This window comes from Mycobacterium shunyiense, from assembly GCF_058270035.1.
This window is the reverse complement of sequence record NZ_JBZDPT010000034.1, coordinates 199,305-225,842: the sequence shown is the minus strand read 5'-3', so window position 1 is coordinate 225,842 and position 26,538 is coordinate 199,305. Positions and strand designations below refer to the sequence as shown.

General features: G+C 67.5%; 22 protein-coding genes. 16 read left to right on the top strand and 6 right to left on the bottom strand.

Annotated features, from left to right (window positions below; genetic code table 11):
- Positions 1 to 79 precede the first annotated feature (79 nt).
- Both AC4ELS_RS21135 and AC4ELS_RS21130 read left to right on the top strand, forming a co-directional pair.
- Complete coding sequence (locus AC4ELS_RS21135) at positions 80 to 1,582, top strand: CoA-acylating methylmalonate-semialdehyde dehydrogenase (RefSeq protein ID WP_499049122.1); 1,503 nt, start codon at positions 80 to 82, stop codon at positions 1,580 to 1,582.
- Positions 1,583 to 1,595: 13 nt separating this feature from the next.
- Positions 1,596 to 2,981 (top strand): aspartate aminotransferase family protein, encoded by a 1,386-nt coding sequence (locus tag AC4ELS_RS21130; RefSeq protein ID WP_499049119.1) that lies wholly within the window; start codon positions 1,596 to 1,598, stop codon positions 2,979 to 2,981.
- Positions 2,982 to 3,039: 58 nt separating this feature from the next.
- Here AC4ELS_RS21130 and AC4ELS_RS21125 read toward each other — a convergent pair whose 3' ends face one another.
- Positions 3,040 to 3,297 (bottom strand): hypothetical protein, encoded by a 258-nt coding sequence (locus AC4ELS_RS21125; protein ID WP_064886967.1) that lies wholly within the window; start codon positions 3,295 to 3,297, stop codon positions 3,040 to 3,042.
- 105 nt (positions 3,298 to 3,402) lie between these two features.
- Here AC4ELS_RS21125 and AC4ELS_RS21120 point away from each other — a divergent pair, with 105 nt between their 5' ends.
- From AC4ELS_RS21120 to AC4ELS_RS21105, 4 genes are read left to right on the top strand one after another with little or no spacing between them, the layout of a single operon-like run.
- Positions 3,403 to 4,176 (top strand): HAD-IIA family hydrolase, encoded by a 774-nt coding sequence (locus tag AC4ELS_RS21120; protein WP_064886966.1) that lies wholly within the window; start codon positions 3,403 to 3,405, stop codon positions 4,174 to 4,176.
- Positions 4,177 to 6,324: a thiamine pyrophosphate-dependent enzyme gene (locus AC4ELS_RS21115; RefSeq protein WP_499049115.1), complete on the top strand. Its 2,148-nt coding sequence runs from the start codon at positions 4,177 to 4,179 to the stop codon at positions 6,322 to 6,324.
- Between the two features lie 13 nt (positions 6,325 to 6,337).
- Positions 6,338 to 7,564, top strand: a complete 1,227-nt coding sequence (locus AC4ELS_RS21110) for a CoA transferase (RefSeq protein WP_499049112.1) — start codon at positions 6,338 to 6,340, stop codon at positions 7,562 to 7,564.
- Complete coding sequence (locus tag AC4ELS_RS21105; RefSeq protein WP_448446818.1) at positions 7,561 to 8,364, top strand: acyl-CoA thioesterase; 804 nt, start codon at positions 7,561 to 7,563, stop codon at positions 8,362 to 8,364. The genes AC4ELS_RS21110 and AC4ELS_RS21105 overlap by 4 nt, the downstream gene beginning before the upstream one ends.
- Here AC4ELS_RS21105 and AC4ELS_RS21100 read toward each other — a convergent pair.
- From AC4ELS_RS21100 to AC4ELS_RS21085, 4 genes are read right to left on the bottom strand one after another with little or no spacing between them, the layout of a single operon-like run.
- Positions 8,284 to 10,866 (bottom strand): AMP-binding protein, encoded by a 2,583-nt coding sequence (locus AC4ELS_RS21100; RefSeq protein ID WP_499049109.1) that lies wholly within the window; start codon positions 10,864 to 10,866, stop codon positions 8,284 to 8,286. The two genes, AC4ELS_RS21105 and AC4ELS_RS21100, sit on opposite strands and share 81 nt — an antisense overlap.
- A complete protein-coding gene (locus tag AC4ELS_RS21095; protein WP_448446814.1) occupies positions 10,863 to 11,921 on the bottom strand; it encodes an ABC transporter ATP-binding protein in 1,059 nt (352 codons plus the stop codon). Before AC4ELS_RS21095 ends, AC4ELS_RS21100 begins: the two co-directional genes overlap by 4 nt.
- A complete protein-coding gene (locus AC4ELS_RS21090; RefSeq protein WP_448446812.1) occupies positions 11,918 to 13,492 on the bottom strand; it encodes an ABC transporter permease in 1,575 nt (524 codons plus the stop codon). Before AC4ELS_RS21090 ends, AC4ELS_RS21095 begins: the two co-directional genes overlap by 4 nt.
- A complete protein-coding gene (locus AC4ELS_RS21085) occupies positions 13,493 to 14,509 on the bottom strand; it encodes an iron ABC transporter substrate-binding protein (protein ID WP_064886959.1) in 1,017 nt (338 codons plus the stop codon). It lies immediately after the preceding gene.
- A 140-nt stretch (positions 14,510 to 14,649) separates the two neighbouring features.
- Here AC4ELS_RS21085 and AC4ELS_RS21080 point away from each other — a divergent pair, with 140 nt between their 5' ends.
- The 10 genes from AC4ELS_RS21080 to AC4ELS_RS21035 all read left to right on the top strand — a co-directional run bounded on the left by AC4ELS_RS21080 (position 14,650) and on the right by AC4ELS_RS21035 (position 25,481).
- Positions 14,650 to 15,018 (top strand): YraN family protein, encoded by a 369-nt coding sequence (locus tag AC4ELS_RS21080; protein WP_061264549.1) that lies wholly within the window; start codon positions 14,650 to 14,652, stop codon positions 15,016 to 15,018.
- Position 15,019: 1 nt separating this feature from the next.
- Positions 15,020 to 16,531, top strand: a complete 1,512-nt coding sequence (locus AC4ELS_RS21075) for a YifB family Mg chelatase-like AAA ATPase (protein ID WP_499049104.1) — start codon at positions 15,020 to 15,022, stop codon at positions 16,529 to 16,531.
- Positions 16,528 to 17,655 (top strand): DNA-processing protein DprA, encoded by a 1,128-nt coding sequence (gene dprA, locus AC4ELS_RS21070; RefSeq protein ID WP_499049101.1) that lies wholly within the window; start codon positions 16,528 to 16,530, stop codon positions 17,653 to 17,655. The genes AC4ELS_RS21075 and dprA overlap by 4 nt, the downstream gene beginning before the upstream one ends.
- A gap of 82 nt (positions 17,656 to 17,737) precedes the next feature.
- Complete coding sequence (locus tag AC4ELS_RS21065) at positions 17,738 to 18,601, top strand: siderophore-interacting protein (RefSeq protein WP_499049098.1); 864 nt, start codon at positions 17,738 to 17,740, stop codon at positions 18,599 to 18,601.
- Positions 18,602 to 18,624: 23 nt separating this feature from the next.
- Positions 18,625 to 19,785 carry a lactate 2-monooxygenase gene (locus tag AC4ELS_RS21060; protein WP_061264661.1) on the top strand — a complete coding sequence of 387 codons (1,161 nt, stop codon included), beginning with the start codon at positions 18,625 to 18,627 and terminating at the stop codon, positions 19,783 to 19,785.
- A 209-nt stretch (positions 19,786 to 19,994) separates the two neighbouring features.
- Positions 19,995 to 20,618 carry a TetR/AcrR family transcriptional regulator gene (locus AC4ELS_RS21055; RefSeq protein ID WP_499049095.1) on the top strand — a complete coding sequence of 208 codons (624 nt, stop codon included), beginning with the start codon at positions 19,995 to 19,997 and terminating at the stop codon, positions 20,616 to 20,618.
- A gap of 22 nt (positions 20,619 to 20,640) precedes the next feature.
- Complete coding sequence (locus AC4ELS_RS21050) at positions 20,641 to 21,687, top strand: oxygenase MpaB family protein (protein ID WP_448446800.1); 1,047 nt, start codon at positions 20,641 to 20,643, stop codon at positions 21,685 to 21,687.
- Positions 21,684 to 23,606 carry an acyl-CoA dehydrogenase family protein gene (locus AC4ELS_RS21045; protein ID WP_499049093.1) on the top strand — a complete coding sequence of 641 codons (1,923 nt, stop codon included), beginning with the start codon at positions 21,684 to 21,686 and terminating at the stop codon, positions 23,604 to 23,606. The genes AC4ELS_RS21050 and AC4ELS_RS21045 overlap by 4 nt, the downstream gene beginning before the upstream one ends.
- A gap of 68 nt (positions 23,607 to 23,674) precedes the next feature.
- Positions 23,675 to 24,571, top strand: coding sequence for a tyrosine recombinase XerC (locus tag AC4ELS_RS21040; protein ID WP_065147246.1), 897 nt, complete (start codon positions 23,675 to 23,677; stop codon positions 24,569 to 24,571).
- A 10-nt stretch (positions 24,572 to 24,581) separates the two neighbouring features.
- Positions 24,582 to 25,481, top strand: a complete 900-nt coding sequence (locus tag AC4ELS_RS21035; protein WP_448446796.1) for an alpha/beta fold hydrolase — start codon at positions 24,582 to 24,584, stop codon at positions 25,479 to 25,481.
- Here AC4ELS_RS21035 and AC4ELS_RS21030 read toward each other — a convergent pair.
- Complete coding sequence (locus AC4ELS_RS21030; RefSeq protein WP_499049091.1) at positions 25,478 to 26,443, bottom strand: TIGR03621 family F420-dependent LLM class oxidoreductase; 966 nt, start codon at positions 26,441 to 26,443, stop codon at positions 25,478 to 25,480. The two genes, AC4ELS_RS21035 and AC4ELS_RS21030, sit on opposite strands and share 4 nt — an antisense overlap.
- Between the last annotated feature and the right edge of the window lie 95 nt (positions 26,444 to 26,538).

The following is a 26,538-nucleotide window of genomic DNA, read 5'->3' as shown; positions in this document are numbered from 1 at the left end:
CAAGATGATCGTCCCGCTGGTATTGACGGTGGCCCAGAGTAGTACCAGTACTTACCGCCACAGGAAGGTTCGGGAATCCATGAGCAATGTCATCCAGCATTGGCGCGACGGCAAGGTGTTTGCCGGCACTTCGACCGCCACCGCCCCGGTGACCAACCCGGCGACCGGTGCGGTCACCGGCGAGGTCGCGCTGGCCAGTGTGGATGACGCGCGTGCGGTGATCGACGCCGCCGCCGCGGCGTTCCCGGCCTGGCGGGACACGTCCCTGACCAAGCGCACCTCGGTGTTGTTCGCCTTCCGCGAGCTGCTCAACCAGCGGAAGGGCGAACTCGCAGAGATTATTACCAGCGAGCACGGCAAGGTGCTCTCCGATGCGCTCGGCGAGGTCAGCCGTGGTCTGGAAGTCGTCGAGTTCGCTTGCGGCATCCCGAATCTGCTCAAGGGTGGATTCAGCGAGAACGCGTCGACCAACGTCGACGTGCACTCCGTGCTGCAGCCGCTGGGACCGGTCGGCATCGTCTCGCCGTTCAACTTCCCCGCCATGGTGCCGATGTGGTTCTTCCCGATCGCCATCGCCGCCGGTAACACCGTGGTGCTCAAGCCGTCGGAGAAAGACCCGAGCGCCTCGCTGTGGATGGCGCAGCTGTGGGCCGAGGCCGGACTGCCCGAGGGTGTGTTCAACGTCCTGCAGGGTGACAAGACGGCAGTCGACGAGGTGCTGACCAACCCCAAGATCAAGGCGGTGTCCTTCGTCGGGTCCACCCCGATCGCGCAGTACGTGTACGCCACTGCCACCGCGGCAGGCAAGCGCGTGCAGGCCCTGGGTGGGGCCAAGAACCACGCGGTGATCCTGCCCGACGCCGATCTGGACCTCGCGGCCGATGCCATGATCAACGCCGGATTCGGTTCCGCCGGTGAGCGCTGCATGGCCATCTCGGCCGCCGTCGCTGTGGGCCCCGTCGCCGACGAGCTGGTCGCCAAGATCGCCGAGCGTGCCGCCACCATCAAAACCGGTGACGGAACCAAGGATTCGGACATGGGGCCGCTGGTCACCAAGGCCCACCGCGACAAGGTGGCCTCCTACATCGACGCGGGCGAGGCCGACGGTGCCAAGGTCGTCGTCGACGGCCGTACGGTCCTGGACGGGGCGGGTCAACGGGATTCGGGTGGCTTCTGGCTCGGCCCGACCCTGCTCGACAACGTCACCCCGGAGATGAGCGTCTACACCGACGAGATCTTCGGCCCGGTGCTGTCGGTCCTGCGCGTCGAGACCTACGACGAGGCGCTTGAGCTGATCAACAACAACCCGTACGGCAACGGCACCGCGATCTTCACCAACGACGGTGGCGCCGCGCGGCGGTTCCAGAACGAGGTCGAGGTCGGCATGGTCGGCATCAACGTGCCGATCCCGGTTCCGATGTCCTACTACAGCTTTGGTGGTTGGAAGGCATCGCTGTTCGGTGACAGCCATGCGCACGGCGCCGAAGGCGTGCACTTCTTCACCCGCACCAAGGCCATCACCACCCGCTGGCTGGACCCCAGCCACGGTGGCATCAACCTCGGCTTCCCCGAGAACAAGTGAGAGAATTCAACTCATGACTGCGATTCAAGAGTCCGCCACGCTGCCCAACGGGTTGACCGTCGATGCGGCGAAGGCCGAGGCCGCGCGGGCCTACGAACTAGACCGCGCACACGTGTTCCACTCCTGGTCGGCGCAGGAGGAGATCTCGCCGATGACGATCACCGCCGCCCAGGGTTCGTACGTCTGGGACGGTGACGGCAACCGGCTGCTGGACTTCTCCTCCCAGCTGGTCAACACCAACATCGGTCATCAGCACCCGAAAGTTGTTGCCGCGATTGCCGAGCAGGCCGCCAAGCTCTGCACCGTGGCTCCGCAATACGCCAACTCGGCACGTTCGGAGGCGGCCCGGCTGATCGCCGAGCGCACCCCCGGTGAGCTGAACAAGGTGTTCTTCACCAACGGCGGCGCCGACGCGGTCGAGCACGCGGTCCGGATGGCCCGCCTGCACACCGGCCGCTACAAGGTGCTGTCGCGGTACCGCGCCTACCACGGTGGCACCGACACCGCGATCAACCTGACCGGTGACCCGCGGCGCTGGCCCAACGACCGCGGCAATTCCGGCACCCTGCACTTCAACGGGCCGTTCCTCTACCGCTCGTCGTTCCACGCCGAAACCGAGGAACAGGAATCCCAGCGCGCTCTGGAGTACCTCGACAAGCTGATCCAGATGGAGGGTCCGACCACCATCGCCGCGATCATCCTGGAGTCGATCCCGGGTACCGCGGGCATCATGGTCCCGCCGCCGGGGTACATGGCCGGGGTGCGCGAGATCTGCGACCGCTACGGCATCGTGTTCATCGCCGACGAGGTGATGGCCGGCTTCGGTCGTAGTGGAAAGTGGTTCTCCATCGGCCATTTCGACGTGGTGCCCGATCTGCTCACCTTCGCCAAGGGGGTGAACTCCGGTTACGTTCCGCTCGGTGGTGTCGCGATCAGCCCGGCCATCTACGAGACGTTCGCGCATCGTCCGTACCCGGGTGGGCTGACCTATTCCGGGCACCCGCTGGCCACCGCGGCTGCGGTCGCCACCATCAACGCCATGGCTGACGAGGGCATGGTCGAGAACGCCGCCAAGATCGGTGCCGAGGTGCTGGCACCCGGCCTGGCCGAGTTGGCGGCCAAGCACCGCAGCGTCGGCGAGGTGCGTGGCGCGGGCGTGTTCTGGGCGGTCGAGCTCGTGGCGGATCAGCAGACCCGCGAACCGTTGGCGCCCTACGGTGGCTCCAGCCCGGCGATGAATGCCGTGATCGGCGCGTGCAAGGCCAACGGCTTGCTGCCGTTCGCCAACTTCAACCGCATCCACGTGGTGCCGCCGTGCAACGTCACCGAAGAAGAGGCGCGCGAGGGTCTGGCGATCCTGGACTCCGCGCTCGACGTCGCCGATCAGCACGCCAACTGATCTCGGCTGAGTAGTCAACGGCCCGGCTGTGCGGTTTCCGCTCACCGGGCCGTTGCTTTCAGCGCCGGCCGGTTATGAGGTCCTTGATCTCGGCCAGATGCTCGTCGACTGAGCGCAGGCGGGCTCGGGTCTCTTGACGGAAGTCCGTCAGTTCGCGCTCGACCGAGGTGAGCCGCCCCTCGACGGAGGTGAGTCGTTGGCCCTGCTCACGCTGATTGGCACCCAATGCGTTGACTGCCGCAAGCACCGCGCGATAGTCAAAATGGGAGGCCTCCAGCGCTGCCACCCGCGCTTCGAGGTCTTCGAGGGCTGCCATCGCCCCATCGTATGGAGGCGGGGGCGTCACCGCCATGCCATCGCCACACCTTGTGGATAACTCCGTTGCCGCTTGATCCGCACGGCGAGTTGAGACACTGGACCGGTGCGTTCACCTGCCCAGTGCTGGCTAACCGACATGGACGGCGTCCTGGTCCGCGAGGAGCACGCGCTCCCGGGCGCCGCCGAGTTCCTGCAGACTCTGGCCGACAAACAACGGCCGTTTCTGGTGCTCACCAACAACTCGATCTTCACCCCGCGCGATCTGGCGGCCCGACTGGCCCGGTCGGGGCTGATCGTGCCCGAGACGTCGATCTGGACCTCCGCACTGGCGACCGCGGCGTTCCTGGCCGATCAGCAGCCGGGCGGCTCGGCGTATGTGATCGGCGAGGCCGGGCTGACCACCGCGCTGCACGAGGCCGGCTACACCCTGACCGACATCGATCCCGACTATGTGGTGTTGGGGGAGACCCGCACCTACTCCTTCGAGGCGATCACCAAGGCCGTCCGACTGATTCTCGGCGGCGCCCGATTCATCGCCACCAACCCCGATGTCTCAGGTCCGTCGGCCGAGGGCCCGTTGCCCGCGACGGGATCGGTGGCGGCGATGATCACCAAGGCCACCGGCCGCGACCCCTACTTCGTCGGGAAGCCCAATCCGATGATGTTCCGCAGTGCGCTCAATCGGATCGAGGCGCATTCGGAGAACACCGTGATGGTGGGGGACCGGATGGACACCGACGTGGTGGCCGGGATCGAGGCGGGTCTGGAGACCATCCTGGTGCTCACCGGTTCGACGTCTGTCTCCGACATCGAACGTTATCCGTTCCGGCCCAGCCGCGTGCTGCCGTCGATCGCCGAGGCGATCGAGCTGATCTGAATGACCATCGAGCCCATCGACGCGTACTTCACCGCGACGGTAGCGTCGCTCATCGCGCCGGGCTCAGAGGATGCCCCGGCACTGGATATGCCGAATCCCTTGGCGCTCTTCGACGCTCAGCTGGGCAGCAGGCATCTGGACCTGGCCGCCCGGTGGCTGCGTTCGCAGGGGCAGGGCTTCTACACCATCGGATCGTCCGGGCACGAGGGTAATGCCGCTGTCGCCGCCGCCCTGCGGCCGAGCGATCCGGCGTTGCTGCACTATCGGTCGGGCGGCTTCTACCTGGCCCGCGCCGCGCAGGTCGACGGCTGCGATCCGCTGCGCGACGTGCTGCTGGGGTTGGTGGCGGCCACCGCTGAGCCGATCTCCGGCGGGCGGCACAAGGTGTTCGGCCGTCAGGACCTGAACATCATTCCGCAGACGTCCACCATCGCGTCACATCTGCCGCGGTCGGTCGGGGTGGCGTTTTCGATCGCCCGCACCCGCAAGCTCGGTGTGGCCTGCCCATGGCCGGAGGACGCGGTCACCGTGTGCAGTTTCGGTGACGCCTCGGCCAATCATTCGACGACCGTCGGCGCCGTCAATGCCGCCCTGCACGCCGCATACCAGGGTCTGCCGATGCCGCTGCTGTTGGTCTGCGAGGACAACGGCATCGGGATCAGCACGCCGACGCCGCGCGGCTGGATCGCCCGTGCCTACGGGGACCGCAAGGGGTTGCAGTACTTCGCCGCCGACGGGTGCGACCTCGTCGATGTGGTCGAAACCGCACGCGCCGCGGCCGATTGGGTCCGGCGCGTTCGCAAACCGGCATTCTTACACCTGCGCACGGTACGGCTGATGGGTCATGCCGGGTCCGACTATGAGCAGGCCTACCGGCGGCCCGCCGACATCGTTGCCGACTATGAGCGTGACCCCGTGCTGACCACCGCGAGAACACTTGTGGCCCATGGCATCCTGACGCCCGATCAGGTGCTGCAACGCTATGAGGACAAACGGGCCGAGGTGATGAGCCTGGCGCGCGAGGTCAGCGATCGTCCGCGATTGGACAGTGCGACGGCGGTGATGCAACCGCTGCGCGAAACACTGGACGAGGCCAGGTCGGTCTCCGCCGTCGCGCCGGGTGAGCCCGGCGGTCCACCGCTGACCCTGGCTCTGGCCGTCAATCGGGCGCTGCAGGAGGTGCTGCAGGCGCATCCGGAGGCGATCGTGTTCGGCGAGGACATCGCCCGTAAGGGCGGTGTCTACGGGGTGACCCGCGGCCTGCAGGCTGCGGCCGGCCCCGCGCGGGTCTTCGACACCCTGCTCGACGAACAAACCATCCTGGGACTGGCCCTGGGCGCCGGTGTCTCGGGGCTGGTGCCGATCCCGGAGATCCAGTACCTGGCCTATCTGCACAACGCCGCCGATCAGATCCGCGGTGAGGGGGCCACGCTGCAGTTCTTCTCCAACCGGCAGTACCGCAATCCGATGGTGGTGCGGATCGCGGGCTACGGGTATCAAAAGGGGTTCGGCGGTCACTTCCACAACGACGATTCGGTCGCCGCGATCCGCGACATCCCCGGGGTGGTGATCGCCTCGCCGGCCCGGCCCGACGACGCCGCGGCGATGCTGCACACTTGCGTTTCCGCCGCGAAATCCGCTGGTGCGGTGTGCATTTACCTCGAACCCATCGCCTTGTACCACAGCAAGGATCTCTATGCCGACGGTGACGAGCAGTGGCTGGCGGCCTATCCGCAGCAGCCTGTCCGTGTCGGTACGGCCCGCACGTACGGCAACGGTGTCGACCTGACCATCCTGACGTTCGCCAACGGACTGTGGATGAGCCTGCGGGTCGCGGCTCGCCTGGAGCGCGCCGGGATCGCCGCCCGGGTGGTCGACCTACGCTGGCTGTCGCCGCTGCCGGTCGAGGACATGCTGCGCGAGGCGGACGCGACCGGACGGGTGCTCATCGTCGACGAGACCCGCCGCACCGGGGGCGTGGGGGAAGGGGTGCTGGCCGAACTCGCTGACCACGGCTTCACCGGGCGGGTGCAGCGGGTCTCCAGTGCCGACAGCTTCATCCCGCTGGGCGATGCCGCACTGGAGGTGCTGTTGTCCGAGGACACCATCGAGGCCGCCGCGGTGAAACTGGTGGGCGAACCGGCTTGATAGCTTGACTCCCATGGCCGAATCCGTAACGCCGGACCCGACCCGCCCGCTGGCCGGGGTACGGATCGTCGAGATCTCCAGTTTCGTCGCCGTGCCGCTGGCCGGCATGACCCTGGCCCAGTTGGGCGCCGAGGTGGTGCGCGTCGATCCCATCGGGGGTGCCGCCGACTATCACCGCTGGCCGCTGACCGACGGTGGCGACAGCATCTACTGGGCCGGGCTGAACAAGGGCAAGCGTTCTGTGGCTGCCGATATGCGGTCACCGGAGGGCCAGCAGCTGGTGCAACGGCTGATCGCCGAGGCCGGTGCGCTCATCACGAATGTGGCTGGACGGCAATGGCATTCGTACGACGTGCTGTCCGCGCAGCGTCCCGACCTGATCCACGTCGAGGTGTCCGGGCGTGCCGACGGCGGCACCGGGGTGGATTACACGGTCAACGCCGGGTTGGGCTTCCCGATGGTCACCGGGCCAGCCCAGCTGTCCACCCCGGTGAACCATGTGTTGCCCGCCTGGGATGTCAGCTGCGGGCTGTACGTGGCGCTGGCAGTCAGTGCCGCACTGCGACACCGTGATTCCACCGGTGAGGGCGCCCGGATCAGCATTCCGCTGGAGAACGTCGCACTGGCCACGGCGGGCAATCTCGGATTCCTGACGGAGGTGATGGTCAACGGTACGGGCCGCGAACGGCTCGGCAACACGCTGTACGGCACGTACGGCCAGAACTTCACCAGCAGCGACGGCGTCGGTTTCATGCTGGTGGCGCTCACCGGACGGCACTTCCGGGACCTCACCGAGGTCACCGGCACCACCAAAGCCGTTGCCGCCCTTGCCGAGGCGTTCGGCGCAGACTTCACCGACGAGGGGCAGCGGTACATCCACCGAGACGCCCTGACTGGCCTGTTCACCTTGTGGTTCAGCGAACACACCGCCGAGGAGATCAGTGCGGCGCTGTCGGGCACCTCGGTGCTCTGGGAGCAGTACCGCAGCTTCGCGGAGGTCGCCGTCAACGAGCGGGTGGTCGCCAATCCGCTGTTCACCCCGCTGGAGCAACCCCGCATCGGCACCTACCTGGCGCCGGGCCTGCCGGTTTCGATCGGCGGGATGTATCCGCCCGCGGTCCCTGCTCCCGCTCTCGGCGACGACACGAACTCGGTGCTGGCCGAGCACCTCGGGCTCGGTGCCGACGAGATTGCCGCGCTGACCGAATCAGGCACTGTCGCAACGGGTACCGATCAATGAGTGCTCTGCTGAAGCTGTTGGACGTACGGGCCGCCGATGGCGATGTGTTCACCGGGCAGGCCAGCGGTCCGGCAGGCAAGCGGGCCTACGGTGGTCTGCTCGCCGCACAGAGCCTGGCCGCCGCCTGCCGGACGGTGGGCGATGACCGGTCACCGACCAACATGCACCTGCAGTTCCTGCGCGGCGGGGACGCCGGGGAACCGGTCGAGCAGCGCGTGCACCGCGTGTACGACGGGCGTACCGCCTCGGCGCGACGTGTCGAATCGTATGAGCATGGCCGCATGCTGACCACGGCCACGGTGTCGTTCGCGACGGCCCTCGCCGGCCCCACACACGGGCTCGGTGCGATGCCACACGACCCCGAGGTGCTTCCGTGCACCGGCCCGCCCGGTCCGGCGCCGTCCCTGCCGCTCGACGAGTTCGACATCCGCATCGCCGACGACGGTTCGGGCGAGGAGTTCGTGCGCCGCATGTGGTGGCGGGTCACCACCGAGCTGCCGGACGATCCGTTGGTGCACATGCTGATCGCGGTGTACATCACCGACCTGTACGGCATCGATCCGGCGTTGGCTGTGCATGGGCACAGCATGCGGTCGCGCAGTCACCGCAGTGGCACCACGGATTCGTCGATCTGGTTTCACCGTCCGGTGCGGGCCGGGGAGTGGAACCTGCTGGAGTCACGCTCACCTGCCGCTGAGCGGGGGCGGGGGCTGATCACGTCAAGCCTGCTGCGTGCCGACGGTGCGGTGGCCGCCACGCTGGTGCAGGAGGGGCTGGTCGCCGACCGCGTGGCGGACTGAGTTTCCCTGCCGAGCAGACACGTAGGGACCCACTTTCGTCGCGATCCGGGCACCTACGCGTCTTCTCGCGAACTTCCTTCGGGTCACGTTGATCAGGTACGTGAGCGCCACCCCCACGATCAGCGCCGCCAGCACACCGAGCACCCGGTGGTCGCCGAACAACGGATAGACCTGGTAGTGCGTCAGGTACGTGTACAGCGAGGCCTCGGCGAGCAGCCCGCAGCCAGTCGCTATCGGCGCGGGACAGCGCACCGCGGGCAGCCAGATCAGCAGTGCGAACCCGGCCAGTACCAGGGTTTCCCGGCCAGTGTTGCCGAAGTAGCCGTGCAAGCCCACCGCCAGCACGACGGTGACGAGGGCGCGTTGCCAGGTGGCGGTGGCCTTGGCCGCCACCCACCCGGCCGCGAAGAACCAGAACGCCAGCACCGTGAACCAGGCTTCGCGGCCCAGACCCAAACCGGGTAGGTCGTAACGCAATACCAACCCGAGTGCGAGGAACGCCGCGGCGAAGGCCAACGGGCGGCGTCGCTCCAGCCGGTCGGCACCCGGCAGCGCGCATACCGCGGTCAGTGCCACCAGGATCCAGACGAGGGCCTCGACGAACCACAATCGTCCGGCGGTCATGCTGTCGGGCGGCCCGAGGAACTTGTTGGCCAGCAACAGGTTCGACGCGTGATAGTCGTCGGTGACGACCAGCGCGACGGCGACCCAGACGATGGAGGGCACGGCGATCCAGGCGATCGTGTTGCGCAGGTGACGTAGCCGCGTCGACGGCGGGGCCGGGGTCAGGCAGAACCGGCCGAAGTTGTAACCGGCCACCCCGAGCAGGATGTGCGCACCGCCCCACAGTGCGAATAACTCGGCATGCGAACCGACGATGAGGACAATGGCTGCGGCACGCAGGGCGACGCTGGTTTCCACGGTTGCCCATCGACGCCGACGGGGCGCGCAATGGTGCTCCAGGTCCCGCAGCGGCATCCGGTGCCAATCCTTCGGCAGCCGTCCCAGGGCGCGTTCCAGCCGAACCGACATCGCCACATAGGACAGTGAGTTACCGCCGAGATCGATGAAGCTGGCGTCGCGGTCGACGGACGCAGCAGGCAGGTGTAGAACCTCGGCGAACAGGCCCTTCAGGTCCGAGATGTCGCCGACTGGGGGTGCGGCGGCCAACGTGCGCACCGTGGCGTAATCGGGCTTGCCCGAGATCAACCGGGGCAGTTCGGAGACGAGCGCCGAGCGCACCGCACCGGCGGGCACGCCGGCCAGAGTGGCGGTCAACTGCTGCACTTCACCGGCAGTCGTGGCGCCCGTGTCAACGGCGGCCACCGCAAGGGCTTCGCCGTCGTCGGCGCACAACGCCGTCACTCCGTGGTCGGCGAGGGTGGTCTGGAGACGGTCGAGGTCGATGCGCAGGCCGAACAGCTTCACGAATCGGCCACTGCGGCCGATGACTTCGTACAGGCCGTCCGAGGTGCGCCGGGCGATGTCGCCGGTGCGGAGTTCGGAGATGGTGGCGCCGAGGGCCAGGTCCTCGGGTCGCTGCGCGTATCCGAGCATCACGTTGGCGCCGCGGTAGACGAGTTCACCTGTGCCCTCGGGCCAGCCGTCACCGGAACGGATGGACAGGCTGCCGCCGGGAATCGGACGTCCGACGGCTTCGGGGTGTGCCAGAGCCAATTCCGGTGGCAGATAAGCCATCCGGGCGGTCGCCTCGGTGGCGCCGTACATCACGAACAGCTGCCAGCCACGGCGCTGTCCCAGTGCCGCGAAACGGCGCACCCGATCGGGTGCCATCCGCCCACCCGCCTGGGTGAGGTACCGCAGATGGGGCAGGTCCATGGTGTCGAAGCCGATGCGGTCGAGCAGTTCGAACGTGTGGCTTACCCCGGCGAAGGTGGTGGCCCGGTAACGGGTGAACAGGTCCCAGAACTCGTCGTCGACCACCGAGCGATCGGTGAGGACCAGGCCGGCTCCGCGCAGCAGGTGACTGTTGACCACCGACAGTCCGTAGCAGTACGACAGTGGCAATGTCGTTGCCGCCCGATCGGTTTCACTGATCGCGAGGTACTCGGCGATGGCGGCGGCATTGCTGGCGAGATTGGTGTAGGACAGCCGGACCAGCTTCGGTGACCCGGTGCTGCCCGAGGTCGACATCAGCAGTGCCAGATCGTCGTGCAGCCGGTGCGTGCTGTGGGTGCGCCGGTGGTGGATGCCTGCGGCGTCGATCACGGTGTCGGGGGAGTAGGTCCGCAGGATCGTGCCGTGGTCGCCGTCCGCGGGTACCGGCAAGGACACGTGGCCACCGGCCAGTGCGCCCAGGTAGTGCACCAGGGTGGGCAGGTCGTTGCGTGCTTCGAGAAGCACGAGGCGTCGTTCGGTGCCCAGCGTCATCGCGGACTGTGACACGAGGTCGGCGAGGGTCGAGTAGCTGATCTGCCGGGTCTCGGTGAAGACCGCGATCCGGTCACCGTGCGCCCTCAACGCGGAGACGATGTGGCTCAAGGCAACGCCGTTCCCGCGCCCCGCACATTGATCCGGACCTTGGTGTCGCGGGCCGGCGGATTCAGGCTGTGCTGGCGCACGACGATGGGCTCACCGGCTGCGGCCGGCTCGATGGTGAGCAGCACATCGTGGCCGAGGAACTCGGTGCCGACCACGGTTCCCACACTGGCGGCGGCGTGGGCATCACCCTCGCTGTCCGAAATCGCGGTGGCGACAAGCTGTTCAGGCCGCAGCACCAGCGTGCACGGACCGTCGGCGGCGCCGGCCTGTACCGGTATCCGGCCCAGCGCGCTGTCGGCCCAACCTGACGTGACGGTGCCGGCCACCGTGATGCAGTCCCCGAGGAACTCGGCGGTGAACCGGTCGGCGGGTTGGCGGTACACGTGCTCGGGTGTTCCGACCTGGGTGAACCTGCCCTCGCGCATCACCGCGACCTGATCGGAGATCGACAGCGCCTCCTCCTGGTCGTGCGTCACGATCAGGGTGGTCACCCCGGTCTCGGACAGCGCACGGGCCACGGACTTTCGGGTGGCGGCACGCAGTCCGGTGTCGAGCGCGCTGAACGGCTCGTCGAGCAGCATGACCACCGGCCGGCGGGCCAGCGCCCGGGCCAACGCGACGCGCTGCTGCTGGCCACCGGAGAGTTGATGCGGGCGGCGCTGCGCGAACGACGAATCCAGGGACACGGTGGCCAGCAGCTCGCCGACCCTGGCCCGGGCCGCAGTGCCGCGCTCGCGCAGACCGTAAGCGACGTTCTGGGCCACCGTGAGGTGGGGGAACAATGCACCGTCCTGTGCCACGTAGCCGACGTCGCGTCGATGGGGTGCGACAGTGTTTGTCGGACTTGCCATTTCGCGCCCACCGATGGTCACGGTGCCGGCGTCGGGGGATTCGAAGCCGGCGATCACCCGTAGCAGCGTGGTCTTACCGCACCCGGACGACCCGACCACCGCGGTGATGGTGCCCGGCGTCAGGGTCAGGTCGATGCCGTCGAGCACCGCAGTGCCGTCGAAGGACTTGCGGAGTCCGCGCACCTGCAGGACATCGTCGGTCACAGGGCAGCCACCTTTGTCGACTGACGCAACAGCATCAGGGTCACGGGTATGGACAAGGCGATCAGCATCAGGGCGTAGGGTGCCGCCGCGGCGTAATCGAGTTCGCTGCTCAGCGACCAGAACCGCATGGCCAGGGTGCGGGTGCCGGTCGGTGCCAGCAACAGCGTCGCGGTCAATTCCGTTGCCACGGCGACGAAAACCAGCGAGGCCCCGGCCGCGGCGGCCGGGGCGGTCAGCCGCAGGGTGATCAGCACGAACGTCCGCGCCGGTGAGGCCCCCAGCGAACGTGAGGCTTCTTCCACTGACGGCGGGACCTGTGCCAGGCCCGAGCGCAGGCTGACCAGGGCGCGCGGCAGGAACAGCAGCACGTAGGCGCAGATCACCAGGGCGGCAGTCTGATAGAGCGGGGGAGCGTAGCGGATCGCGACGGTGACCAGGGCCAGCGCGGTGACGATGCCGGGCATCGAGCTGGTGATGAAGTTGGCGCCCTCGATCGAGCGGGCCAGCAGGCCGCGGTAGCGGACGGCGACCCAGGCGAACGGGAAGGCCAGCACGGTGGTCAGAACCGCGGCGGCAGCGGCCAGCGTCGCGGTCTGGGCGAGCGCGGTACCGATCTCGGTGGCGTCCCACACCTGCGCGCCACCGATCCACGTCCACCGCGTCAGCGTCCACAGCGGAACTCCCAGTGCCAGGGCGGCCAGGGCCAGCAATCCGACGGTGGCCGGCACCATGGTGTGGCCCAGGCGCATCGGCGCACTGGCCCGTTGCGCTCCGGAGCCGATCCGTGCGAAGCGGGCATTGCCGCGGGCCGCGGCTTCGGTGACCAACAGCAGCAGGCACAGCAGCACCAGAACGGCGGCCAGCGTGGCGCCGGCCGCGCCGTCGAACGTGGCCTGGAACTGTTCGAAGATCGCGGTGGTGAAGGTCGAGAAGCGGATCATCGCGAACGCGCCGTATTCGGCCAGCAGGTGGACACCGATCAGCAGTGCGCCGCCCAGGATCGCGAGGCGCAGCTGCGGCAGCACCACCCGGAAGAACACGCCCGAGGAACCCGAACCGAGTGCGCGGGCCGATTCCTCGAGTGCCGGGTCGATGCGACGCAGCGTGGCCGCGGCGGGCACATAGACGAACGGGAAGTACGACAGCGTCGCGATCAGCACCCCGGCCGAGAAACCGTGCAAAGACGGCACCACACTCACCCAGGCGTAGCTGTTGACGAACGCGGGCACGGCCAGGGGTGCGACGAACACCGGCCGCCACCATGTCCGTCCCGGCAGATCGGTGCGCTCAACCAGCCAGGCTGCTCCGACTCCGAGCACAACGCACACGGGCACGGTGATCACGACCAGGCCCACGGTGTTGAGCAGGAGTTCGCCGACCCGGGGCCTCACCACCAGCTCGATCACCCGACCCGGGCCGGTGGTGATGACCGACCAGGCGACGTAACCCAGCGGGATGAAGGTCGCTGCCAGCAAGAGCACCACGGCGGAGCTCAGCGCTGCCCCCGGCCGGGGACGTGCGGAACGCTGCTGCGGTCCGGGTTGAGCCGGTGGTGCTTCTGTCGCGACCAATTACAGCAAGCCAGCTTTCGTCATCAGGTCGGTGACCTTGGCGGCATCGAGATTGGACGGGTTGACCGCGGGCGCCTGCAACGTGTCCAACGGCGGCAGGGCCGGGTTGGCCGCGACACCACTGGCGACCGGGTATTCGAACGAGGTGCCCTTCTGCAGCACTTCCTGACCGGCCTTGCCCGTGATGAACCGGAGGAACCGCTGGGCCTGATCCTGCTTCTTGCTGGATTTCAGGACGCCGCCGCCGGACAGGCTGACGAACGCGCCGGGATCTTGGTTCTTGAAGTAGTGGAGGGCGGTGTTCCCGCTGATCTCCTTGGTCTTGGCTTGATCGCGGAACCAGTAGTAGTGATAGATGATCCCGCCGTCGACCTGACCGTCGTTCACGGCGCGCAGCGTCGCGATGTTGTCCTGGAGCACAACGGCATTGGTCTTCAATCCGGCCAGCCACTGCGCCGTGGCCGGCTCGCCCTTCAGCTCGAGGATGGCCGCGACGATCGCCTGGAAGTCCGCCTTGGCCGGCGGCGCACCCCAGCGGCCCTTCCACTGCGGCTGCTGCAGATCCATGATCGAGTGGGGCAGCTGATCGGCCGGCAGCTTGGCCTTGTTGTAGACGAAGACCGTCGAGCGCGCCGCCACGCCGCTCCACTTGTTCGACGACGGGCGGAACTGGGCCGGGACCTGGTCGAGGGTCTGCTGCTCGACGTCGGCGAACAGCCCGGCCTTCTCGACAGCGGCCATCGCCGGGGAGTTCTCGGTGAGGAAAACGTCGGCCGGGGAGGCGTTGCCCTCGGCCACCAGCTGGTTGCCGAGCTCGGTGTCACCGCCCTGCCGGTAGGTGACCTTGATGCCGGTCTCCTTGGTGAACGCGTCGATCCACTCCTTGGTGAGCGACTCGTGCTGGGCGTTGTAGATCAACAGCTCGTCAGACCCCGAACTGGAGCACGCGACCATCCCGGCGGCGACCGCGACGGCAGACAGGACAACAGCAACCCGGCGGCTCCAGCGTGTGAGCATCAAGTGAATCCTTTCGGCGTTAGCTGAGCATCACCTAAGGACACTACCGGGGTGGGCGAGACCTGTGGATGAACTCGACGCTGGGGATAACTCGGCCGGATTGAGCAGATGCTGTCGGACCGGGTCCGCACGGTGTGGGCATGAGTTCTCTGACACGGGCCGAGATCGGCGCACTGGGCGAACAGCTGGCCGTCGAGTATCTGACGGCACAGGGCTTGCGCACCCTGACCCGCAACTGGCGATGCCGCTACGGCGAGCTCGACGTGATCGCCGTGGACGTCGCCACCAACACGGCGGTCTTCGTCGAGGTGAAGACCCGCACCGGCGATGGTTTCGGCGGGCTGGCCGAGGCGGTGACGGCCCAGAAGGTGCGCCGCATCCGCCGGCTGGCGGCGCTGTGGCTGGCCGAGCAGGAGGTTCGTTTCGCCGCACTGCGCATCGACGTGATCGGGGTGCGCCTCGGCCGCCGCCGAGAACCCGAGCTGACGCACCTCAAGGGGGTGGGTTGAAATGGGTTTGGGCAGAGCCTATTCGGTGGCCGTGCGTGCGGTGGACGGCGTCATCGTGGAGATCGAGGCGGATATCACCTCGGGGCTGCCGGGCGTGCATCTGGTGGGGTTGCCCGACACCGCCCTGCAGGAGTCGCGGGATCGGGTGCGGGCGGCGATCACCAACTGTGGCAACGAATGGCCGATGTCGCGCCTGACGTTGGCGTTGTCCCCGGCCACGTTGCGCAAGGTCGGTTCGGTCTATGACGTGGCGCTGGCGGCTGCGGTGCTCTCGGCGCACACCAAGACGGCCTGGGCCCGGCTGGAAAAGTCGGTTCTGCTCGGCGAACTCGCCCTCGACGGCCGTATCCGTCCGGTCCACGGCGTCCTGCCGGCGGTGTTGGCCGCCAAGCAGGAGGGCTGGCCCCTCGTGGTGGTGCCCGTCGACAACCTGGCCGAGGCGAGTCTGGTGGACGGGATCGAGGTGTGCGGTGTGCGCACGTTGCGTCAGCTGCAGGCCTGGCTCGACGGCAAAGGGGATCTGGTGGCGCGGGTGGCCGCGCCGGGGTGCGCCCCCGAGCCCACAGCTGATCTTGCCGACGTGGTCGGTCAGGCTCAGGCCCGCTACGCCCTGGAGGTGGCCGCCGCGGGTGCTCACCACCTGATGCTCACCGGCCCTCCCGGCATCGGTAAAACGATGTTGGCGCAGCGTCTTCCAGGCTTGTTGCCGCCGTTGTCGCCGGGGGAGTCGTTGGAGGTCACCGCGATTCACTCCGTGGCAGGGCTGCTGGCAGGGGATACACCGCTGATCACGCGGCCGCCGTTCGTGGCTCCTCACCACACCTCGACCGTGGCGGCGCTCGTCGGAGGCGGAAGCGGGTTCGCTCGCCCCGGAGCGGTCAGTCGGGCACACCGCGGTGTGTTGTTTCTCGACGAGTTCGCCGAGATGGGCTCAAGTGCCCTCGAAGCGCTGCGAACCCCGTTGGAGGACGGTGAGATCCGGCTGGCCCGCCGGGACGGGGTGGCGTGTTACCCAGCCCGCTTCCAACTGGTTCTGGCGGCCAATCCGTGCCCGTGCGCGCCGCCCAAATCGCAGGACTGTGTCTGTTCGGCCCAGGCCAGGCTGCGGTATCGCGGCAAGCTGTCCGGGCCATTGGTGGACCGCGTCGACCTGCAGGTGGAGTTGCATCCCGTCAGCGTCGGAGCATTCACCCCGCAGGTCGGAGAGTCGAGCGCCGTGGTGCGTGACCGCGTTGCGGCAGCCCGCCTCGCCGCCCAGGAAAGGTGGAAGCCGTACGGGATCGGTACCAACGCCGAGGTCGGCGGTTCGCTGCTGCGGCGTGAGTTCCGACTGCCCAGAGCCGCCATGGAGCCGTTGCGGTCCGCACTCGACCTTGGGGTGATCAGCATGCGCGGCGCCGACAGGAGTTTGAGAGTCGCCTGGACGTTGGCCGATCTCGCCGGCCGGACCATGCCGGCGCGTGAGGACGTGGCCACGGCGTTGGGCTTCCGTCGGGCCGGGGGTGTGTCATGACCGACGAGGTCCGGCGTGCCTGGGCCTATCTGTCACGGGTCGCTGAGCCGCCGTGCGCGGAACTGGCGGCCTTCGTCGCGCAGGTGGGTCCTGTCGAGGCGGCCGATCGGGTCAAATCCGGTGAAGTCGAGTCGGAGTTGTCGAGCCGGGTCGAGGCCCGTCGGGAATTGGATTGTGCAGTCAAGGATCTGGACATCCTCGACAAGATGGGCGGGCGGTTGATCACCCCCGATCACGATGAGTGGCCGCTGCTGCGATTCCGCGCACTGGGCGTGGGCAAGGATCGCAAGCGTTCCAATGATCATCCGCCGTTGGTGTTGTGGGCGAGCGGGCCGGTCCGGCTCGACGAGGTGACTGAGCGCGCCGCGGCGATCGTCGGTACCCGCGCGGCCACGGCGTACGGCGAGCACGTGACCGCTGACTTGGCCGCTGGGTTGGTTGAGCGCGAGGTGACGGTGGTGTCCGGTGGTGCGTATGGAATCGACGGAGCAGCGCACCGCGCCGCCCTGGCCTGTGAGGGCATGACCGTCGCGATCGTCGCCGGCGGCATCGACAATCCGTACCCGGCCGGGCACAGCGCACTGTTCCACCGGATCCGCCAAGAATGCCTGTTGGTCAGCGAGTATCCGCCTGGCGTGGCGCCGGGCCGGCTGCGGTTTCTCACCCGCAACCGGTTGGTCGCTGCACTCTCGGGCGCGACGGTGGTCGTCGAGGCCGGGTTGCGCAGCGGTGCGGCCAATACAGCCGGGTGGGCCAAGTTGCTGGGCCGGTCGGTGTGCGCGGTGCCAGGGCCGGTGACATCGGCGGCATCGGCGGGATGCCATGCGCTGCTCCGAGGTGGTGCCAATCTGGTCGGCCGTGCCGAGGAGATCGTCGAACTCGTCGGCCGCATAGGCGAACTCGCGTCGGAGGAACCGCATCCGGTGGCGCCGCTCGACAAGCTCTCGCCGATTGAGAAACAGGTCTACGACGCGCTGCCGTCGCGCGGCGCCCACACCGTGGACGAGATCGCGATGCTCGCCGCCCTTCCGCCGCATCAGATACTGGGGCCGTTGACGACGTTGGAGCTCGCCGGGATGGTCGTCAGCGAGGACGGGTGCTGGCGGTTGCGCCGGCGCCGGTAGACCCCATGCGCGGGGCCTGTCTCCGTATAGTCGATGAGGTCGGCTAATAAAGAGATCCGGCCGAGCGAGTTTTGGAGGCGGTATGGCAGGACGTCCCGTGCACACTTTTGAAGTGGTGCGCCGCGAGCAACTGACCGACCACATGGTCAGGCTGGTGCTGGGCGGCAACGGTGAAAATGGCTTCGACACGTTCTCGCCCAACGAGTTCAGCGATGCCTACGTCAAAATCGCCATCGTCCCTGACGGTGTCGATGTCGCGGCGCTGCCGAAGCCCTTGACACTGGACAGCTTTCAGGAATTGCCCGCCGAGCAGCGACCGACGGTGCGCACCTACACCGTGCGCAACGTCGACACCGAGCGTGGCGAGATCACCATTGACTTCGTCGTGCACGGTGAGCAGGGCGTAGCCGCACCGTGGGCTGCGGCGGTCCAACCCGGTCAGCCCGCTTACCTGATGGGGCCGAGCGGGGCCTACACCCCCGACCCGGCCGCTGATTGGCATCTGCTGGCTGGTGACGAAGCCGCGCTGCCCGCGATCAGCGCAGCACTGGAAGCCTTGCCCGACAACGCGATCGGCAAGGTTTTCATCGAGGTGGCCGGCCCGGGGGATGAAATCGCGCTCACCGCTCCCGATGGTGTCGAGGTCACATGGATCCACCGGGGTGGGCGCGCAGACCTGGTCGGCGACGACCACGCCGGAGACAACGCACCACTGATAGCCGCGGTCAAAGAGGCGGCCTGGCTGCCAGGCCAGGTCCAGGTGTTCATCCACGGCGAGGCCCAGGCCGTCATGCACAATCTGCGCCCGTACATCCGCAAGGAGCGCGGCGTCCCGGCGAAGTGGGCCGCCTCGATCTCGGGCTACTGGCGTCGTGGACGCACCGAGGAGACGTTCCGGCAATGGAAGGCCGAGCTGGCAAAAGCGGAGGCCGACACCGCGGGCTGACGCCAGATGGCAAGGTAGCCGTCATGGCATTCGGCGATTACCAACTCGAGATCTACCTCCAGGGGCTGTCCGGCGTACTGCCGACCATGCCGATGGACTACGCAGGACTTGAGGCCAAGGCCCAGGCGGCCATGCCGGCCTCGATCTGGTCGTATGTGGCCGGTGGTGCCGGTGACGAGCGCACTCAGCAGGTCAACCGCACCGCCTTCGACAGGTGGGGGTTGATGCCCCGGATGTTCAACGCGCACCGGGAGCGCGATCTGTCCGTCGAGGTGTTCGGGCTCAAACTGCCGTCCCCGTTGTTCATGGCGCCGATCGGGGTGCTGGGCATCTGCGGGCAGGACGGTCACGGCGACCTGGCCGGTGCCCGCGCCGCGGCGCGGACCGGGGTGCCGCTGATGGTGTCCACCCTCACCGAGGATCCGCTGGAAGACGTCGCCGCCGAATTCGGCGACACCCCAGGCTTTTTCCAGCTGTACACACCGACCGACAAGGACCTGGCCGCCAGTCTGGTGCAGCGTGCCGAGAAGGCCGGGTACAAGGGCATCGTCGTCACGCTCGACACCTGGGTGCCGGGTTGGCGCCCTCGCGACCTGTCCACCTCGAACTTCCCGCAGTTACGCGGCAAATGTCTGGCCAACTACACCAGTGACCCGGTGTTCCGCGCCGGCCTGCAGCAGCCGCCCGAGGAGAATCCCCAGGCCACGGTGCTGCGCTGGGTCAGCCTCTTCGGCAATCCGCTGACCTGGGATGACCTGCCGTGGCTGCGGTCGCTGACCAAGCTGCCGCTGATCCTGAAGGGCATCTGTCACCCCGACGACGTCCGGCGGGCCAAAGACGGTGGCGTCGACGGTATCTACTGTTCGAATCATGGTGGGCGCCAAGCCAATGGTGGCCTGCCGGCGATCGACTGCCTGCCCGGTGTGGTCGAGGCCGCCGACGGGCTGCCGGTGCTGTTCGACTCGGGAATCCGCAACGGCGCCGACATCGTCAAGGCGCTTGCGCTGGGCGCCACCGCGGTCGGTGTGGGCCGTCCGTATGCCTACGGGCTGGCCTTGGGCGGCACTGACGGCATCGTCCATGTGCTGCGGTCGCTGCTCGCCGAGGCCGACCTGATCATGGGCGTCGACGGTTATCCGACGCTGGCCGACCTCACGCCGGAGACGCTGCGGCGCGTCGACTGACCTCCGGAGCCCGCTCGACGCCACGTTCGGCGGGTGGGCTGGTTTGGCGGCTTCATCGTCACGCTGGAGTGGCGCTCGGGCTCGGCAGCCACTCCAGTGTGACGAACCGCGGTGAAAGCCGCGAGTAGCAGTCGCAGCTAACGCCACACGTAGAAAGGCAGCTCATGACGCCTGGCCATTGATTATTCATAGGTGTAGCATTTTCCTTCATGAGTGTAGAAACCGTTCGCGGAAGGGCCGCCCACCTGGGGCCCGAGCGGCGGCGCCCGCAGGTGCTGGATGCGGCGCTGGCGATCGCGGTGAACGAGGGAGTCGCCGCGGTCACGATCGGTGCGGTGGCACAGCGACTCAAGGTCACCCGCCCGGTGGTGTACTCATGTTTTCCCGACCGGGTCGAATTGCTGAGGGCATTGCTCGAGCGGGAATTGGCGCTGCTGGTCCAGGGGGCGATCGACGCGCTGCCCTACGGTCGCGCCGACGCCGACGAAACCGTCTTCGTCGAGGGCTTCCAGGCGCTGCTGGAGACGGTGGCCGGCCGGCCCGATTCGTGGCGGCTCGTGATGAGCGCCGACCCGGATCCGGCCGTGGCCAAACACTTCCGCAACGGCCGCGCGCTGATGGTCGGCAAGGTCTCCCGCCGGCTGGCGCCCACGCTGGAACGTTGGGGCACCACCGCCGCCGACAAGAAGCTGCCGGTGCTGGTCGAGCAATTCGTGTCTACCTGTGAAGGCGCGGTGCGAACCTTGTTGCATGACGACGGAAAAGACTGGACCCCAACCACATTGGGCGAATTCATCGGATCGGCCACCTATCGGGCGTTTCGCACCGCCTGATCCCGTACAGAGGAGTTGTCACATGTCTGATCTGCAGCCGATGGCTGACTACGGATTCTTCGGACCGAATTCGGTGACCTGGAAGGTCTGGGGCCATGCGACCACGCCGATCATCGGACTGCAGCGTGCCGTGGTGGTCGAGGAACTCGACCCTGCACTGATCGCCGCGGTCGATACCACCGGCGCCAATTACGATCGGCCCCGCACCCGTTACGACCGGACCGTGCGTTACTTCGCGATGGTCGCCTTCGCCGACACCGAATCGGTGCTCAAGACCGCCGATGTGCTGGTCAAAGTCCACTCGAAAGCCATTGGTACGGAACCCCTGAGTGGCAACAAGTACGACGCCAATGACCCCCAGTCGCAGCTGTGGATCCTGCTCACCGGCTGGCATTCGGTGCTCAAGGCCTACGAGCTGTACGGCGGCGGCAAGCTGACGGCCGAGGAGGAGGCCCGTTACTGGCAGGACTGTGCCCGGGCCGCCGAGTTCCAGACCTGCGATCCGGCCGACGTCCCACGGACCCGCGAGGGCATCAACGACTACTTCGAGCAGATGCGGTCACACCTCGCCGTCAGCGAGGCCGCCCGCGCGATGATGGATCACCTGCTCAACGCCAAGGTGGTGCTGCCGCCCGCACCGCGTGCTGCGAAACCGGCCGTCGAGGTTCTCAACTGGTTCCTGCGCGCCGGAACCATTGCCACCATGCCGCGCTGGATGCGCCGGCTCAGTGGGTTCGACCAGCCACGGGTGATCGACCTGGCCGTGCGGCCGGTGCTCAAGCTCGGCTTCGGCGTGGTCGACCGGGTTCCCCAGTTGAAGCTGTTGGTGGCCAAGATCATTTCGCCGTCGGTGGTGCCGATCGCGGGCCCCTACATCATGGGTATACCGCCCCGGTCGACCGAGGTGCTCAGCCCGGAAGAAGGGCGCAAGCGCTACGGCTACGTCAAGCCCGCCGAGGCACACAAGGAGTTGCGGGCCCGCCAGCACGAGCGGGTGTTCGGCCAGGGGCAACGGCCCAGCGATGAAGGCCTCATCGAATCTCAGTCCTACTTAGGGAGTTTGGCGTGACCGCACGATCTGATGTCCTGTTCGACCCGAACCGGACCGACTTCGACCAGTTCGACAGCAGAACCAGGGAAATCTTCCGGGCCACCATCGACTTCTTCGAGTCCCACGGCAAGCGGTGGCTCAAGCAGCAGGACCGGGATCGGGTCTGGTACAGCGATTTTCTCGACCTGGTCAAGCGGGAGGGCATCTTCGCGACGTTCCTGACTCCGGCGTCGGAGGCCGCCGGCGATCCCGACAAGCGCTGGGACACCGCGCGCAATGCCATGTACAGTCAGATCCTCGGGTTCTACGGCATGCAGTACTGGTACGTCTGGCAGGTCACCATCCTCGGCCTCGGTCCGATCTGGCAGTCGGAGAACACGGTGGCGCGCAAGAAGGCTGCCGCCCTGTTGGATTCAGGGGAGATCTTCGCCTTCGGGCTGTCCGAGCAGGACCACGGCGCCGATGTCTACTCGACCGACATGGTGCTGACACCGAACGCGGATGGGTCGTACTCGGCGAACGGCGGCAAGTACTACATCGGCAACGGCAACCTGGCCGGCATGGTCTCGGTGTTCGGCCGTCGCTCCGACAAACCGATCATCGACAGTTCTGATCTCGACCGGCGCCGTCCCGCGCAGGACTTCGAGGGGTACCTCTTTTTCGCCGCCGACAGCCAGCATTCGAACTACCACCTGCGCAAGAACGTCGTCGACGGCCAGATGTACGTCGCGGCGTTCGACCTGGAGAACTATCCGGTCAGTGCCGACGACATCCTGCACGAGGGCAAGGCGGCCTTCAACGCCGCGATCAACACCGTCAACATCGGCAAGTTCAACCTCGGATTCGGGGCGATCGGGGCTTGCGAGCACGCCATGTACGAGGCCGTCACCCACGCCGAGAACCGCGTGCTGTTCGGCCAGCGGGTCACTGAGTTCCCGCAGATCCGCCGCATGCTCGCCGACGGCTACGCCCGCTTGATCGGGATGAAGCTCTACAGCGAGCGGGCCATCGACTACATGCGCAGCGCAAGCGCGGACGACCGGCGCTACCTGTTGTTCAACGCGATCGAGAAGATGAACGTCACCCGCGAGGGCGAGAAGATCGTGACATTGCTCGCCGATACCATCGCCGCCCGCGCTTTCGAATCCGACATGTACTTCACCATGGCATTGCTCGGCCTCACTGGATTGCCACGCCTCGAGGGCACGGTGCACGTCAACATGGCGCTGTCACTGAAGTTCATGCAGAACTACATGTTCGGCGCGTCCAGCGTCGGACTTGTGGCGCTGTCCGCATTGCCGGTCGGCCGGGCCCCGGCGCCGCTGGTGAGCGCACTCGCCGGCGGTTTGCGTGCTGCCGGTGGAGTCATCGCTGGTTCACCTGTGGCGCAGCGCATTCCACCACTCAAGGCGTTGCTGGCTGAGGTCCCGCAGATTCCGACGCGCAGGGATGCGACCAACGACGACTTCTTGTTCCGCCAGGGGTCGAGCAGTGGGTTGGCGAAGATCAGGTTCGGAGACTGGCAGTCGGTGCTGCGCAGGTTCTCGTCGACGCCGAACGTCGCTGTATTCCTGGCCCAGGCGCAGGCGTTGCAGACGCTGCTGGCGGTGGCGACACCCAACGCCGACCAACAACGCAACGTCGACTTCTTGTTCGCGATCGGTGAGATGTTCACCCTGATCCCGTATGCCCAGCTGATTCTGGAGCAGGCGGAGACCGAGGCGATCGACGCCGATTTCATCGACCAGCTGTTCGAGGTGCTCGTCACCGACATGTCCACGCACGCGACCAAGCTGCATTGCCATCCGGATGCTACTGCGGTGCAACAGCAGCGCGCCCTCGACATCGTCAAGCAGCCAGTTGCGGACGGCGCCCGCCGCGATCGTGTGGTGGCAGGTGTGCGCGGATTGGCCGGCCGCTACGAGATGAACCCGTGATGGTCACGCGACGGTAGCGGCTCGGCGCGTCGGGTGCAGCGCGGGCGTAGTTCTGCCACGGTGGCACGGTGCCCGTAGTTCAGGATGTGCTCGCCGAGTTCGACGAATACCTGGCGCTGCAGTGCGGCAGGTCTGCACACACCCGCCGCGCCTACCGGGGTGACCTGACTGCGCTGTTCGATTTCACCGGCGGCGGACTGGAGACTCTGACCCTGCCGAGGTTGCGCTCGTGGTTGGCCGCCCAGGCTGCAGCCGGAACGGCGCGGACCACGTTGGCGCGCCGAACCTCCTCGGTCAAGACCTTCTCCACCTGGGCGACACGGCGGGGACTGTTGCCGAATGACCCCGCCGCGCGGTTGCAGGTGCCCAAGGCTCACCGCACGCTGCCTGCGGTGCTGCGCCGCGACCAGGCAGTGGACGCCATGGAAGCGATGAATTCAGCTGTGCAGGAAGGTGACCCGCTCGCGCTGCGGGACAGGTTGATCGTCGAGCTGCTGTATGCCACCGGTATTCGGGTCAGCGAACTGTGCGGTCTGGACATCGATGACATCGACACCCCGCGCCGGGTGCTGCGGGTGTTGGGTAAGGGCAACAAGCAGCGCACGGTCCCGTTCGGGGAACCGGCGCTGGTCGCGTTGACCTCCTGGCTCACCGACGGGCGGCCCGAGCTGGTCACTGCCGATTCCGGCCCCGCGCTCCTGCTCGGGGCGCGCGGCAAGCGCCTCGACCCCCGTCAGGCCCGAACCGTGGTGCACCAGACCGTCTCTGCCGTCGACGGTGCCCCCGCCATCGGCCCCCACGGACTACGCCACAGCGCGGCCACCCACCTGCTGGAAGGCGGTGCCGACCTGCGCGTCGTACAGGAGTTGTTGGGACACAGTTCGCTGGCCACCACCCAGCTCTACACACACGTCACAGTGGAACGGTTGCGCGCGGTGCACGACCAGGCGCACCCACGAGCCTGAAGAGGAGATCGTGCCGGAGTTGACTGTCGAGCCGACCCGAACCACCGTCGATCTGCCCTGCGGGCCGGTGTCCTATCTCAGCTGGGCCACCGACCACACGGCGCCGACCGTCGTCTTGCTGCACGGTGGAGGCGTGGACAGCGCGTCGTTGTCCTGGGGCGGTATCGGCCCCCGGTTGGCGGAGGCGGGCTACCGCGTGATCGCGCCCGACCATCCCGGCTATGGCTGCAGTCCGCCGGCGCGGTTGCCCGTGACACAGGACCGTTTGGTCGGCTACGTGGGGGAGTTCGTCGACGGACTCGACCTGCAGCGCTACGCGATCGGCGGGCTGTCACTCGGTGGGGGTATGACCATCGGCCATGTCCTGGACCGGCCGCAGCGGGTGACGGGTGCGATGCTGCTGGGCAGTTACGGCCTGATGCCGCGCCTCTCGGACGGGCCGATGTCCGGTGTGCGGCAACTGGTCACGTGGGTGACGCTGCGTACCGGTCTGCTCGGAGCGGTGACGCGGTGGGTGGGCACCAACCGCCGAGCGATGGTGCGCAGCATGCAGGCCCTGATCACCGACCCCGCCCAGGTCACCGATGCGTTGATGGACGAGGTCATGGCTGCCGCGGGCCAACCGGAGGGATTCTCGGCGTTCGAGCAGTGGCAACGCGATCAGGTCCGGTGGAACCGGCTGCGCACGGACTACAGCGGACGGTTGTCATCGTTTCCCCGCCCGGCGCTGATCGTCCACGGTGACCATGATCCGGGCGTGCCGGTTGCGCGGGCCCGGGCGGCCGCGGAGTTGATCCCGGACGCGGAGCTCAAAATCATTGCAGGAGCCGGACATTGGGTGCAGCGCGACCGTCCGGACGCTGTGCTGGAGGCGATGACCGGGTTTCTGGAGGGCGTCGTCGGCCGTTAGCGCAGCAGCTTGATGACTTCGGCCAGGTGCGGAAGCACCGACTCGCGGCCCGTCCATGCGTCGATCGCCGTCCAGTAGCTGATCCCGAACCGACGCTGCCGCTCGGCCAGAGACTCGGCCATCTGCTCGTAGCTGCCGAACAATGCAAACGGCGATTCCAACAGCAGTTCCGTCGAGGCGCCCAACGGCCCGGCCACCTCGGCTGCCGCGGCCGCGGGGTCGTCGGTGTGGACCACGAACTGCAGCAACCCGTTGAGCTCGATGGCTTCGAACCGGTCGCCGGCGGCATCGTGCACAACAGCGATCCGGTCCAGCAGGCCCTTCGCGTCGAAGTGAGTCAGCCGGACCTCCGTGGCGTCATGGTTGTGACTGAAACCCGCCAGCCCGGCGATATCGGCGACCCGGCCGGCGAGCTGCAGCACGCGCGTGCCGTTGCCACCGATGAGCAGCGGCACGTCGACTCCTGCCGGTGCGACCAGCGAGCCGGCGTCCGCCCGCACGCAGTAGTGCGCGCCGTCCACGTCCACGGGCTCACCGGCCAGGAGTGGGCGGATCACGTCGACGGATTCGATCAACCGGTCCACCCTGGTGGCGCCGTTGTCGAATTTCAGTCCGGCCGCGTCATATTCGGCCTTCATATGGCCCGCACCCAGGCCCAACTCGAACCGTCCACCCGACAGCGCTGCCACGCTTACGGTTTCCCGTGCGGTGTCGACCGGATGACGCAGATCGTTGTTGAGCACGAGTGTGCCGGTGCGCAGGCGTGAGGTGACGGCACAGGCGGTGGCCGCCCCGCTGAACGGTGCCACTGTCGGTGCCAGGTGGTCGGGGATCGTCATGACGTCGAACCCGGATCGTTCGACGGTGCGCGCGAACTCGGCGAAATCGGCACCGCGGGGGAGTGCGGTGTGCAGACCGAATCGCATCGGCCGGGTGCGGTGGAAATGCGACGCGACGGTCATATTTCGACCCTAGGCCGCACTCGGTGACGTGTGCGCGTGCGCGAACTGCTGATGTTTGGCGGCGTGGCGGTCGGCAGACACGCACGGTCGCGGTG

Bases quoted from the DNA above. Each gene is read 5' to 3' on its own strand.
- AC4ELS_RS21135 (WP_499049122.1), top strand. From the start codon at position 80: ATGAGCAATGTCATCCAGCATTGGCGCGACGGCAAGGTGTTTGCCGGC.
- AC4ELS_RS21130 (WP_499049119.1), top strand. From the start codon at position 1,596: ATGACTGCGATTCAAGAGTCCGCCACGCTGCCCAACGGGTTGACCGTC.
- AC4ELS_RS21125 (WP_064886967.1), bottom strand. From the start codon at position 3,297: ATGGCAGCCCTCGAAGACCTCGAAGCGCGGGTGGCAGCGCTGGAGGCC.
- AC4ELS_RS21115 (WP_499049115.1), top strand. From the start codon at position 4,177: ATGACCATCGAGCCCATCGACGCGTACTTCACCGCGACGGTAGCGTCG.
- AC4ELS_RS21110 (WP_499049112.1), top strand. From the start codon at position 6,338: ATGGCCGAATCCGTAACGCCGGACCCGACCCGCCCGCTGGCCGGGGTA.
- AC4ELS_RS21105 (WP_448446818.1), top strand. From the start codon at position 7,561: ATGAGTGCTCTGCTGAAGCTGTTGGACGTACGGGCCGCCGATGGCGAT.
- AC4ELS_RS21085 (WP_064886959.1), bottom strand. From the start codon at position 14,509: ATGCTCACACGCTGGAGCCGCCGGGTTGCTGTTGTCCTGTCTGCCGTC.
- AC4ELS_RS21080 (WP_061264549.1), top strand. From the start codon at position 14,650: ATGAGTTCTCTGACACGGGCCGAGATCGGCGCACTGGGCGAACAGCTG.
- AC4ELS_RS21075 (WP_499049104.1), top strand. From the start codon at position 15,020: ATGGGTTTGGGCAGAGCCTATTCGGTGGCCGTGCGTGCGGTGGACGGC.
- dprA (WP_499049101.1), top strand. From the start codon at position 16,528: ATGACCGACGAGGTCCGGCGTGCCTGGGCCTATCTGTCACGGGTCGCT.
- AC4ELS_RS21065 (WP_499049098.1), top strand. From the start codon at position 17,738: ATGGCAGGACGTCCCGTGCACACTTTTGAAGTGGTGCGCCGCGAGCAA.
- AC4ELS_RS21060 (WP_061264661.1), top strand. From the start codon at position 18,625: ATGGCATTCGGCGATTACCAACTCGAGATCTACCTCCAGGGGCTGTCC.
- AC4ELS_RS21055 (WP_499049095.1), top strand. From the start codon at position 19,995: ATGAGTGTAGAAACCGTTCGCGGAAGGGCCGCCCACCTGGGGCCCGAG.
- AC4ELS_RS21050 (WP_448446800.1), top strand. From the start codon at position 20,641: ATGTCTGATCTGCAGCCGATGGCTGACTACGGATTCTTCGGACCGAAT.
- AC4ELS_RS21030 (WP_499049091.1), bottom strand. From the start codon at position 26,443: ATGACCGTCGCGTCGCATTTCCACCGCACCCGGCCGATGCGATTCGGT.